10 protein-coding genes are annotated in these 12493 nt (G+C 63.1%); 4 read left to right on the top strand and 6 right to left on the bottom strand.

Translation table 11 applies throughout. The annotated features are described in order from the left end of the window. Positions 1 to 124 precede the first annotated feature (124 nt). The 5 genes from hyi to HOP58_RS07825 form a co-directional block, all read right to left on the bottom strand. Positions 125 to 904 (bottom strand): hydroxypyruvate isomerase, encoded by a 780-nt coding sequence (gene hyi, locus HOP58_RS07845; protein ID WP_010627007.1) that lies wholly within the window; start codon positions 902 to 904, stop codon positions 125 to 127. A 22-nt stretch (positions 905 to 926) separates the two neighbouring features. Then, positions 927 to 2702, bottom strand: a complete 1776-nt coding sequence (gene gcl, locus HOP58_RS07840) for a glyoxylate carboligase (RefSeq protein WP_234260018.1) — start codon at positions 2700 to 2702, stop codon at positions 927 to 929. 184 nt (positions 2703 to 2886) lie between these two features. Further along, positions 2887 to 3372 (bottom strand): ureidoglycolate lyase, encoded by a 486-nt coding sequence (locus HOP58_RS07835; RefSeq protein WP_234260017.1) that lies wholly within the window; start codon positions 3370 to 3372, stop codon positions 2887 to 2889. A 122-nt stretch (positions 3373 to 3494) separates the two neighbouring features. After that, positions 3495 to 4328 (bottom strand): bifunctional allantoicase/(S)-ureidoglycine aminohydrolase, encoded by an 834-nt coding sequence (locus HOP58_RS07830; RefSeq protein WP_234260016.1) that lies wholly within the window; start codon positions 4326 to 4328, stop codon positions 3495 to 3497. A gap of 199 nt (positions 4329 to 4527) precedes the next feature. After that, complete coding sequence (locus HOP58_RS07825) at positions 4528 to 5370, bottom strand: MurR/RpiR family transcriptional regulator (protein WP_234260015.1); 843 nt, start codon at positions 5368 to 5370, stop codon at positions 4528 to 4530. 220 nt (positions 5371 to 5590) lie between these two features. On the opposite strand from HOP58_RS07825, the gene HOP58_RS07820 reads away from it, so the two are divergent. Further along, positions 5591 to 7039, top strand: coding sequence for a TIGR00366 family protein (locus HOP58_RS07820; RefSeq protein ID WP_026037944.1), 1449 nt, complete (start codon positions 5591 to 5593; stop codon positions 7037 to 7039). A 126-nt stretch (positions 7040 to 7165) separates the two neighbouring features. On the opposite strand, the gene puuE is transcribed toward HOP58_RS07820, so the two are convergent. Continuing rightward, entirely contained in the window at positions 7166 to 8092 is a 927-nt protein-coding gene (gene puuE, locus HOP58_RS07815) for an allantoinase PuuE (RefSeq protein WP_234260014.1), read from the bottom strand. 607 nt (positions 8093 to 8699) lie between these two features. Between puuE and HOP58_RS07810 the strand changes: the two genes are divergently transcribed. From HOP58_RS07810 to HOP58_RS07800, 3 genes are all read left to right on the top strand, one after another. Next, positions 8700 to 9446 carry an aspartate/glutamate racemase family protein gene (locus HOP58_RS07810; RefSeq protein WP_234260013.1) on the top strand — a complete coding sequence of 249 codons (747 nt, stop codon included), beginning with the start codon at positions 8700 to 8702 and terminating at the stop codon, positions 9444 to 9446. 115 nt (positions 9447 to 9561) lie between these two features. Further along, positions 9562 to 10950 (top strand): NCS1 family transporter, encoded by a 1389-nt coding sequence (locus tag HOP58_RS07805; protein WP_234260012.1) that lies wholly within the window; start codon positions 9562 to 9564, stop codon positions 10948 to 10950. 69 nt (positions 10951 to 11019) lie between these two features. Then, complete coding sequence (locus tag HOP58_RS07800) at positions 11020 to 12477, top strand: NCS1 family nucleobase:cation symporter-1 (RefSeq protein WP_234260011.1); 1458 nt, start codon at positions 11020 to 11022, stop codon at positions 12475 to 12477. Positions 12478 to 12493: the final 16 nt, after the last annotated feature.

Raw genomic sequence — 12493 nt, 5'->3', positions numbered from 1 at the left:
CGTCGACAGGCCTGCGAGGAGGCGCTGTGAACCCATCCCTGGGCGCTACTTTTGCCATCCCTGGCAAAAGACCTCCTCTTCGGCCTGTCCCCGGCGCCCCTCGTCAAAAGTGCTGCAGCAATTTTCAGCCGCGGGCCTGATCCAGCCAGCCCAGACCTTCACGGGTCGTCGTCTTGGGCTTGTACTCGCAGCCGATCCAGCCGTCGTAGCCCAGCCGGTCGAGATGGGCGAACAGGAACGGGTAGTGGATCTCGCCGGTGCCCGGCTCATGGCGACCCGGGTTATCGGCCAGCTGCACGTGAGCGATGCTATCCAGGTGTTTCTCGATGGTCGGCGCCAGATCGCCCTCCATGATCTGCATGTGATAGATGTCGTACTGAAGCTTGAGGTTGTTACTGCCCACCTCGTCGAAGATCGCCAGGGCCTGCTCGGTGCGGTTGAGGAAGAAGCCCGGAATGTCGCGAGTGTTGATCGGTTCGGCCAGCAGCAGGATGCCGGCGGCTTCGAGCTTCTCCGCAGCGTAGCGCAGGTTCTCCACCAGGGTGCGCCGCGCCTGCTCCAGGCTCACGCCCTGGGGCTGGATACCGGCCAGGCAGTTGACCTGCTTGCAGCCAAGCACCGTGGCGTAGTCGATGGCCTTCTCCACGCCGGCACGAAACTCCTCGATCCGATCCGGGTGACAGGCGATACCACGCTCACCGGCGCCCCAGTCGCCAGCGGGCAGGTTGTGCAGTACCTGGGTCAGGCCATGCTCGTCGAGCCGCGCCTTGAGCTCGACGGCGGAATAGTCGTAGGGAAAGAGGTACTCGACGCCCTTGAAACCGGCCTCGGCGGCGGCCTTGAAGCGGTCGAGGAAATCCTCCTCGGTGAACAGCATGCTGAGGTTGGCGGCAAACTTGGGCATGGTTGTCTCCTGAGACGGTTTCCTAAGTGAGCTGGGCGATCGAGGTCGGCGCATCCGCCCCCTCGTCGGCCAGCGCCTCGAACTCGTTGATGGCGTCGAGATCGGTCCCCATGGCGATGTTGGTCACCCGCTCAAGGATCACCTCCACCACCACCGGCACCCGGTATTGGGTCATCAGCTCCTTTGCTTCCTTGAGGGCGGGCACGATCTCGTCCGGCCGGGTGACGCGCAGGGCCTTGCAGCCGAGCCCCTCCACCACCGAGACGTGGTCGACGCCGTACTCGTTGATCTCCGGGCAGTTGACGTTCTCGAACGAGAGCTGCACGCAGTAGTCCATGTCGAAGCCGCGCTGGGCCTGGCGGATCAGCCCCAGGTAGGAGTTGTTCACCAGCACGTGGATGTAGGGCAGGTTGAACTGCGCCCCCACGGCCAGCTCTTCGATCATGAACTGGAAGTCGTAGTCGCCGGAGAGCGCCACCACTTCCGCACTGGGGTCGGCCTTGCACACGCCGAGCGCGGCGGGAATGGTCCAACCCAGCGGGCCGGCCTGGCCGCAGTTGATCCAGTGGCGCGGCTTGTACACGTGCAGGAACTGAGCGCCGGCGATCTGCGACAGGCCGATGGTGCTGATATAGCGGGTGTTCCTGCCGAAGACCTTGTTCATCTCCTCGTAGACCCGCTGCGGCTTCACCGGCACCTCGTCGAAGTGGGTCTTGCGCAGCAGGGTGCGCTTGCGCTCCTGGCACGATTCGGCCCAGGCGCTGCGATCCTTGAGCGTGCCCGCCGCCTTCCTCTCGCGGGCCAGCTCGACGAACAGCTCGAGCGCCGCCTTGGCGTCGGAAACGATGCCGTAGTCGGGACCGAAGATGCGCCCGATCTGAGTCGGCTCGATGTCGACGTGAACGAATTTCCGTCCCTTGGTGTAGGTCTCGAGGTTGCCGGTGTGGCGGTTGGCCCAGCGGTTGCCGATACCCATCACAAAATCGGATTCGAGCAGCGTGGCGTTGCCATAACGATGCGAGGTCTGCAGCCCGACCATGCCGGCCATCAGCGGGTGGTCGTCGGCGATGCTGCCCCAGCCCATCAGGGTGGGAATGACCGGCACGCCGGTGAGTTCGGCGAACTCCTGGAGCAGCTCGCTGGCGTCGGCGTTGATGATGCCGCCACCGGCGACGATCAACGGCCGCTCGGCCTCGTCGAGCATGGCCATGGCCTTCTCCGCCTGAGCGCGGGAAGCGCGCGGCTTGTAGGCCGGCAGCGGCTCGTAGGTGTCCGGGTCGAACTCGATCTCGCTCATCTGCACGTCGATGGGCAGGTCGATCAGCACCGGTCCCGGCCGCGACGAACGCATCAACTGGAAGGCCTGCTGGAAGGCGCGCGGCACCTGGGCCGGCTCGAGCACGGTGACTGCCCACTTGGTCACCGGCCCGGCGATGGCCTGGATGTCGACGGCCTGGAAGTCCTCCTTGTGCAGTCTGGAGCGAGGCGCCTGGCCGGTGATGCACAGGATCGGGATGGAGTCCGCGCTGGCCGAATAGAGTCCGGTGATCATGTCGGTACCGGCGGGGCCGGAGGTGCCGATGCAAACGCCGATGTTGCCGGCCTGGGTGCGGGTGTAGCCCTCGGCCATGTGCGAGGCGCCCTCGACGTGACGCGCCAGCACGTGATCGATACCGCCAACCTTGCGCAGTGCGGCGTAGAACGGGTTGATGGCGGCCCCCGGCACGCCGAAAGCGACATCGACGCCCTCCTTCCTGAGCACGTGAACGGCGGCTTCTGCTGCGGTCATTCGAGCCATGACGGTTCCTCCCGTGGGTGGCCTTGTTCTTGTGGAGAGTTGTTTTTGGAAAATATTTCTGTATTTAGAGATTAGAAGTCGGAAGCCGCCTCGTCAACACAACATGGAAAATATTTTCATAATTTTTCTTGGGCACAAAAAACCCAGGCTAAAACAGCAGCCTGGGTCATTCTTTTTCGTCGGGTCAGAGGGTGATGCGCAGCGCCAGCGGATGCTCGTCGCAGTTGTTGCCCTCACCGCCGCGATCCACCACCAGGAACTCCCCTTCGCGCTCCAGTACGGACTGAATGGCGTGCCAGGTGCCGGCGCGATAGTTCACCCCCTGGCGGCCGTCGGTGACGAAAGCGCGCACCTCGGTCGGGTCGATGCTGTCACCCGGCGGTGCCACCACGATCACGAAGCGCTCCTCGTGCAGCGGCATGAAGGCCTGGCTGCCCTGGGGGTGACGTTCGAGGAAGTCGAGTTCCAGCGGGATCGACACCGGCTGACTGACGAAGATGCTGATCAGCGCCCTCGCCTGCTCGCCCAGGGTCTCGACCTTGGCCAGGTCGTGGTAGCGCCGGGTGCGTCCGGCATTGATGTGAAAGTAGTCCGCCGTACGGGTGTCGATGACGTCACCGAAAGGCGCAAAGGCCTCAGGCGTCAGCGGCTCGGCTTTGAGTTCCAGCATGTTAGCCCCTCGATTCATTCGGCAATCAGCCTATTCACCGGGGCTGATCCGGCGGCAGGCCGGCGCCCCTAACGTCGCTGAGATCGGAAAACTCGGCGACGTTACTGCAAGCCCCCTGCGCCTCAGCGAGTACCCAGCCGCAGCGCCGCGTGACGATTCACGTCCTTATAGAGCAAATAGCGGAACGGCCCCGGCCCCCCGGCGTAGCACGCCTGCGGGCAGAAGGCGCGCAGCCACATGAAATCGCCCGCCTCGACCTCGACCCAGTCCTGGTTGAGATGGTAGACCGCCTTGCCCTCGAGCACGTAGAGGCCGTGCTCCATGACATGGGTCTCGTCGAAGGGGATCACCGCCCCGGGCTGGAAGGTGACGATGTTGACGTGCATGTCGTGGCGTACGTCGTTGGGATCGACGAAGCGGGTGGTGGCCCAGCGCCCCTCGGTGCCCGGCATGGGGTTGGGTTCGAGGTCGTTCTCGTTGACCACGAAGGCCTGCGGTACGTCGATGCCCTCGACGAATTCGTAGGCCTTGCGCACCCAGTGGAAGCGCACCGGCGCATCCGATTCGTTGCGCAGCTGCCAGTGGCAGCCCGGCGGCAGGAAGGCGTAGCCGCCCGGCACCAACTGGTGGCGCTCGCCGGCGATGGTCAGAGTCATCTCTCCTTCTACCACGAACAGCACACCCTCAGCGGCGGGGTCGAGCTCGGGCTTCTCGCTGCCGCCGCCCGGCCCCACTTCCATGATGTACTGGGAGAAGGTCTCGGCGAAGCCAGAGAGCGGACGCGCCAGCACCCACAGCCGGGTCTGCTCCCAGAACGGCAGGTTGCTGGTCACGATGTCGCCCATCACGCCCTTGGGAATGAAGGCGTAGGCCTCGGTGAACACCGCCCGGTCGGAGAGCAATTGGGTCTGGGGCGGATGCCCGCCGTGGGGGGCGTAATAGGTGCGGTTGGTCATGAGCGGCTCCTCATAGGCGAAATCGGCCTAGGCATAGGCCAAAAAAACGTCCTTTCATGACTTGTGAAACTAACGTCTCACAAGTAACGTGTCTAGCAACTTTCGTTTCATTCGACGGCACAAGAGGGCTATCGGCATGTCCTTCCCCCATGCCCACCCGCCGAAGGTTGCAACGGCTCGCAGCGTCCCTGCTTCCGAATCAGGAAGAGAGTTCGTCCAACCCCTGGTAGAGCTCGCTGACTGCATCGATGCGCGCGCGCCCCTGGGCCAGCCGTTGGTGCAGCAGACCGTTGGCCAGCAGGCTGATCAGGCTCATGGCGCTGGCATAGCTGTCGAAGGCCGAGATACTGTCCAGCGAACACTCCAGCCACCAGTCGGTCCGCTCGGCATGACTCGCCGCGGTGGCATCACCGATCAACAGCACCCGGCAGGGCAGTGTCACGAGGGTCTCCACCAGCTCCTCGAACAATCGCGGACGCCGACGGAAACCAAACAGGATCACCAGATCCTCCGCACCCAAACCGACCAGTTCCTCAGCCAGGGACTGATTGGGCTGAGGCGCGAGGCTCACTTCTGCACGAGCCTGAATCAGTTGCTGGCGGAAATGCATGGCCAGGGGATAGCTGTTGCGAAACCCCACCAGCAGCAGCCGTCGCGCCTGGTCCATTGCCTGCAGGATCGCCTCGAAGGTATGCGGCTCGATGGCACCGAGCGTTCTACGCAGGTTCTCCTGCTCCCGTGCCAGATGACGCTTGAAACGTTCGCCGTCTCCGCTCGCCGCCTGAGCATCGGTGACCAGCGGCATTCCCAGATTGCGCAGCTGGCGAGCATGGTACTTCACCGCCTGGAAGCTTTCGAAGCCAAGGCGCTTGAACAACCGGCTGACTGTCGATTTCGACACCCCGGTAACCCGCGCCAGATCGGCAGCGCTATATACCGCCAAGTCGTCGAAATGCTCGAGAATGAAGGCCGCAACACGCTGCTCCTGAGCGCTCAGCTCGGCATATTGGGCCGATATTCGCTGACCGATGTGAGGCGTCATGGCCGTCTGATGCGTCCGCAAAAAAGCTCTCCTCTAGCTCGGCCACAGCGCCGAGTGCGCGCCCTCAGGCGTCATTATTCTGTACCCACAATGAGCGGAAGGAATCGCCACCACACTCGGCCTTACCGTCTCCGCCATCTCCCCGCGACGCTCGCTTCTCGAAGCGAAGCAGCGCCGCATCACTATAGCGACATCATCAACAACAACGCGAGGTGCCCCCATGACGAAACCCACTCCCTCAAACAGCCCAACAGGAGCCCAAGGCTCCAGGCGGTCTCATTGGCAGATACCGCATATCTACGTCATTCTCTTCGTATTCATCGCCATGGCAGCCGTTGCGACCTATTTCGTGCCCGCCGGCCAGTACGAGAGAGTGCCCGGACCCGAAGGCCGCACCACCATCGACGCAGAATCGTTCCAATACGTCGAGCAGAACCCGACGAGCCTCGTCGATTTCATGCTGGCGATACCCAATGGCTTGATGAGTGCCGGTGAAGTGGTGTTCTTCACCTTCATGATCGGCGGCATGTTCATGGTGCTGCGCCGTACCGGCATTATCGAAATCGGCGTCGACAAACTCAGCCGACGCTTCGCCAATCAAAGCCTGTTGATGATTCCGGTCTTGATGACGGTCTTCGCTCTGGTCGCGACGATCATCGGTACCCAAGAGCTGGCCCTGGTTTACGTGCCAGTCATTCTGCCGTTGATGATTGCCCTGCGTTTCGATTCGGTAACCGCTGCGGCCGTCGCGCTCTGTGCCACCACCGCTGGGTTCGCTTCGGGTGTGCTCAATCCGATCAATACCGGGCTCGGTCAGCAGCTCTCCGACCTGCCGCTCTACTCCGGCTTCGGCCTGCGAGCGGCCGCCTTTGCCATCATCCTGGGCGCTGCCATCTACTTCGTCATGCGCTATGCGCGCCAGGTTCGCGACAATCCCGAAGCGAGCCTGATGGCAGGCGACGAAACGGAAGAGGAAAAGCGCTCGCTCTATCAACATGCCACCGATGAGGGAGCTCTGACCGCCAACGGTCGCCAGAAACTGGCGGCTCTCGCCACCTTCGCCTTCTTCGGTCTGCTGGTCTACGGCGTGCTGCGTCAGGGCTGGTTCATGATGGAGATGGCCGGACTGTTCATCATCATGGGTATCGTCGTCGGCCTCATCGCCGGCCTGAGCACCACGGCCATCAGCGAAGCCTTCAACAAGGGCTTCCGCGACGTTCTGGTGGGGGCCATGATTGCCGGCGTGGCCCGTGGCGTGGCCGTCGTGCTGGAAGATGGCCAGATCATGGATACCCTGGTCATGGGACTCGGCAGCCTGGTTGGCGAACTGCCGACCATGCTGTCGGCCATCGGCATGTACTTCGCACAGCTTGCCTTCAACTTCGTGGTGCCCTCGGGCAGCGGGCAGGCGCTGGTCACCATGCCCATCATGGCCCCTCTCTCCGATCTGATCGGCGTGACCCGCCAGACTGCAGTGCTGGCCTTCCAGCTCGGTGACGGCATGGGCAACATCCTCTATCCCACTTCCGGCTATTTCATGGCGACTCTCGCCATTGCCGGCGTTCCCTGGCAGAAGTGGGTGAAGTTCTTCTTCCCGCTGTTCTGTCTCTGGGTGGCAATCGCCATCGGCTTCCTGGCTTTCGCACAAGCCATCCAGTGGGCCGGCTGAGCCTCTTCGCTCTACCCACCCACTACCCTGCCAAGCCCTGTCCGACATTGTCGGGCAGGGTCTGGTCATGACAGCCGGCATCCTCACCGGAACCTCAGCATTCATGCCTCAGCGCTCGCCAGATGCTCAGCGCGTCGGCGCCGGATGATGCTCCACCCAATGCCGCGCGATGTCCACCCGTCGGGTGACCCACACCCGGTCATGGGCCTCGATATGATCGAGGAAGCGCTGCAGGGCGCGGAAGCGGCCGGGGCGGCCGAGCAGCCGACAGTGCATGCCCACCGAGAGCATCTTGGGCGACTCCTCGCCCTCGGCGTAGAGCACGTCGAAGGCGTCACGCAGGTAGGTGAAGAAGTGGTCGGCGGTGTTGAAGCCCTGGGGCGCGGCGAAGCGCATGTCGTTGCTGTCCAGGGTGTAGGGCACGATCAGATGGTCGTGCTCGACGCCCTGGCTGTCGGCTTCACGGGTCCAGAAGGGCAGATCGTCGCCGTAATAGTCGCTGTCGTAGAGGAAGCCGCCCTCGTCGAGGACCAGCCGTCGGGTGTTGGGGCTGTCGCGGCCGGTGTACCAGCCTTGGGGCTTCTCGTCGTAGAGGCGCTGGAATATCTCCATGGCACGCTGCAGATGCTCGCGCTCGACGTGCTCGGGCACTTCCTGGTAGTGAATCCAGCGGTAGCCATGACAGGCGATCTCGTGGCCCAGCTCCTTGAACGCCTGCGCCACCTCCGGGTGGCGCTCCAGGGCCATGGCCACGCCGAATACCGTGAGAGGTAGGCCGCGCCGTTCGAACTCCCGCAGGATGCGCCACACGCCGGCCCGTGAGCCGTACTCGTAGATCGACTCCATGCTCAGGTGACGATCGGGATAGGCGGCCGCGCCAATGATCTCGGAGAGAAACTGCTCGGAGCCGGCGTCGCCATGCAACACGCAGTTCTCGCCGCCCTCTTCGTAGTTGAGCACGAACTGCACGGCGATCTTCGCCCGCCCCGGCCAGTTGGCATGGGGTGGGTTACGGCCGTAGCCGACCAGGTCACGGGGGTAATTAATGCTCATCTAGCACCTTCCTCTTTGTTCTGTGTCGCGCAGATGCGTGTTGCGCAGTTCTATGCCGCTGTACGAATAACGGGCCAGGCGGCTCCGCGAGCAAAATGTATACAGAATAGAAAATAGACTGTATCCACCATGGTTGCAACCAGACATACCAACCCACGCAGGCTAGCGCGAGGCTCTTGAGCTCAAGGCCAGCAGCGACGCGCTTCCCAGCAGCAGGCATTGTCGGAGAGTTGGTGCGCTAGAACGCCACCGTCCTATTTTTGTATACAAAAAATGAGATAGTGGCAAGCCAAGTTCATTCGCCTCGAGCCCCTAATCTCCTCGTGCTCAATGCCAAGACATATCGCAGGCGAAGCTGGGAAAAACTCCAACATGTATACAATAATCGTCACCCTCAGTACTCACATCCTCAGTGGCCTTCGCTTTCTCAGACCTATGTCTAACCACCAAGCCGCCTAGCACTCCTCCTCGAGCGGCAGCCACTCCCTTGATGGAAAAGGAAAAAATCTTCATTGATCCCGGGGATGACAAATTTCTTGCGCTGAAGAATTGCAACGCCTATTTTGTGTACAAAGACATTTCTTATTGTTCACAAAGAGAGAGCTGCATGCGACTGCGCGTCATCAACCCCAACACCACAGCCGCCATGACCCGCAAGATCGGCGAAGCGGCACAGCGAATCGCCGCCCCCGGCACGACCGTCGTCGCCACTCAGCCCGCAGACGGACCGGTGTCCATCGAGAGTCACTTCGATGAAGCGATCAGCGCCGTGGGCGTGCTGGAAGAGGTACTGGCGGGAGAGCGGGAAGGCACCGATGCCTATGTGATCGCCTGCTTCGGCGATCCGGGCCTGCTGGCAGCTCGTGAGCTGACCCGCGCCCCGGTGATCGGCATCGCCGAGGCGGCCTTCCATGCAGCCAGCCTGATCAGCACCCGGTTCTCGGTCGTCACCACCCTGTCGCGTACCGGCATCATCGCCGAGCACCTGCTGGAGCAGTACGGCTTTCGCCATCACTGCCGCCGGGTGCGTGCCGCCGAGATACCGGTGCTCGATCTAGAAGAGGACGGCTCGGCGGCGCTGGGCCGCATCATCGACGAGTGCCGCCGCGCCCGCGACGAGGATGGCATCGGCGCCATCGTGCTCGGCTGCGGCGGCATGGCCGACCTGACCCAGAGCATTTCCGAGGAAGTCGGGCTGCCGGTGGTCGAGGGCGTCACGGCTGCCGTGAAGCTGGCCGAAGCTCTCGTGGGGCTGGGCCTGGGCACCAGCAAGCATGGCGACCTGGCTTTCCCACGCCCCAAACCCTTCACCGGCCGCTTCGAAAGGTATTCGCAGCTCTCCAACGACCGCTGAAACGCATCACGACTACGAATCACCGCAACGCACCGCACCTTGAGCACGTCACGCCAAGCCCGCTGGCAGCATTGGGCACAAACACAACAGAGCCATGACCTGCGAGGATAGACACATGCAAAACAATAACCCGCACAGCACGGCGGCTCCCGCCACTGCCCCGGCATCGCCATCTGCCGGAACGACCGCTGGTGCCACCAAGGCTCCGGGGGCCGAATCACTCGCCCCTCAGCAAACCCGCATCATGGGGCGAACCTCCTACTTTCTGGCCTGGTTCGGCGGCTGCGTCTCCATCGGCACCTTCGCCATGGGCTCCAGCGTGGTCGGCACGCTGAACCTGATCCAGGCGACTCTGGCCATCGCCATCGGCTGCTTCGTGATCGGTATCGCGCTGGCCATCAATGGCGCCGCCGGCTACAAGTACGGCATTCCCTTCATGGTTCAGGCCCGCAGCGCGTTCGGCTTCGCCGGCACGCGCATTCCCGGCCTGGTGCGCGCGGTGCCGGCGGTGGTGTGGTACGGCTTCCAGAGCTGGATCGGCGCCGGCGCCCTGAACATGGTGTCGGCCACCCTGTTCGGCTTCGACAATCTGATCTTCTACTTCATCGCCTTCCAGTTCCTGCAGATCGGCCTGTCGGTGATGGGCTTCCAGGGCATCAAGTGGCTGGAAAACATCGGTAGCGTGTTCATCCTCGCCTCGCTGACCTACATGTTCTATGCCACGGTGCAGCGCTACGGCGACGAACTCTCGGCTAATCTGCTGACCATGGAAGGCTCCTGGGGCATGCCGTTCTGGGGTGCCACCATGCTGTTCCTCGGCATCTACAGCACCATGATGCTCAACGTCAGCGACTATTCGCGGGAACACAAGCACGGCACCCGCCCGAGCATCCTGACCACCATCTATGCCATGTCGATCCTGCCCTGCACCCTGTTCATGGGCCTGATCGGCTACATGGTGTCCGAGGCCACCGGCACCGCCGACCCCATCCAGGTGTTCGCCAACGCGGTGGACAACACGCCGCTGCTGATGACCACGCTGCTGTTCATCGCCTTCGCTCAGGTCACCACCAACGTGCTCAACAACGTGGTGCCGCCGACCTACGTGCTGATGGACGTGTTCAAGCTCAAGTTCGCCACTTCCACGGTGATCGTCGGTCTGCTGGCCTTCGCCACCTTTCCCTGGAAGCTGGTGCAGCCCGAATCCGCCGCCGGCCTGCAGCTCTTCGTGCAGACCTACTCCGCCTTCCTCGGCCCGATCTTCGCCATCCTGGTGGTGGACTACTACCTGATCCGCCGCCGCACGCTGGATCTCGGCAAGCTGTATGACGAAACCGGCCCCTATCAGGGCGTCAACTACGCCGCGCTCATCGCCACCCTGGTGGGTATCGCCGCCGCCCTCACCTTCTCCGCCATCTCCTGGTACGCCAGCCTGATCCCGGCCGGCCTGACCTACTACCTGCTGATGAAGCACTGGGCACCCTGCCAGCGCTTCCGCCAGTGACTCCCCGCACGTCTTCCCGCCCCTCATGGGCGGGAAGGCCGTCCTGACACAACGACAACGGTGACGACGATGAAAGAGAGTGAGCTGGACATACAGCGCATCGACCCGACGCTCTATAACGAGGACCTGGCCCCGCTGAAGCACAAGGACCGCAACTGGGGCGCCTTCGAGATCTTCAACGTCTGGTCCAACGACATTCAGAGCCTCTTCGGCTATACCCTAGCGGCCTCGCTGTTCCTGGCTTACGGCCTCAACGGCTGGGCGGTGATGGCGGCGATCATTCTCGCCGGCTTCATCGTCATGTTCCTGGTCAACCTGACCGGTAAGCCCAGCGTCAAGTACGGCATTCCCTTCCCGGTGATGGTGCGCGCCAGCATGGGCGTGCGCGGCGCCAACCTGCCGGCCATGCTGCGCGCCATCATCGGCATCTTCTGGTATGGGGTGCAGACCTACTTTGCCTCCACCGCGGTGGCGCTGCTGCTCGTGGCGCTGTTCGGCGCCGGCAACGGCGCCACCTTCCTCGGCCTCTCCGGGGTGGCCTGGATCTCGTTCGTCATCGTCTGGCTGTTTCAGATCGCGATCTTCTGGCAGGGCATCGAACGCATCAAGCACTTCCTCAACTGGGCCGGCCCCTTGGTCTATGTGGTGATGGTGGTGCTGATGATCGTGGTCTGGTACCAGGCCGGCAGCGACCTGTTGCCCGCGGTGAGCACCATCTTCAGCGCCGACGGCGAACGCAGCGGCAGCGCCGTGGCAGCCTTCCTGGCAATCGTCGGCACCATGGTGGCCTACTTCGCCGCGGTGGTGATCAACTTCGGCGACTTCACCCGCTTCGTGAAGACCGAGCGCCAGATGAAGCTCGGCAATCTGCTGGGACTGCCGCTCAACGTGGCGTTCTTCTCCTTCATCGCGCTGATCATCACCGCCGGCACCCTGGTGCTGTTCGGCGATGCCCTGACCAACCCGGCCGACATCGTCGAGCGGGTCGATTCGCTGCCGCTGACCATCGTCGCCGCGCTGACCTTCTTCGCCGCCACCGTGGGCATCAATCTGGTGGCCAACTTCATCCCACCCGCCTACGACCTGGCCAACCTCTTTCCCAGCAAGATCAGCTTCCGCGTAGGCGGATTGATCACCGCCGTGGTGGCCTTCTTCGTCGGCGCGCTGTGGGTCTCGCTGATCAGCCAGATCGGCGTGCCGGGCTTCGTCAACGCCCTGGGTGCCATCATCGCGCCCTTCTACGGCATCATCGTGGTGGACTACTACCTGGTGAAGCGCCAGCACCTCGACATGCAGCAGCTGTTCTCCTCCGAGCCGGGAACCACCTATTACTACGTGAAGGGCTGGAACACCCGGGCGCTGATGGCATTCGGCGGTGCCGCCCTGTTCTCCATCTCCACCGTGATCGTGCCTGCGCTCTCCGGCCTGGACGGCTTCGGCTGGATGATGGGTGCCGCGCTCGGCGGGCTGTTCTACTACGGCCTGATGCACAGCTATCGCGCCGTACCGGCGGTACCGGCGGCCTGAGCCGGAACCGTCCACC

This window comes from Halomonas sp. MCCC 1A11062, assembly GCF_021404355.1.
In the GTDB taxonomy this organism is placed as follows: Bacteria; Pseudomonadota; Gammaproteobacteria; order Pseudomonadales; family Halomonadaceae; genus Halomonas; species Halomonas aerodenitrificans.
The sequence above is the reverse complement of the archived record's forward strand: the minus strand, read 5'-3'. Positions and strand labels throughout refer to the sequence as shown.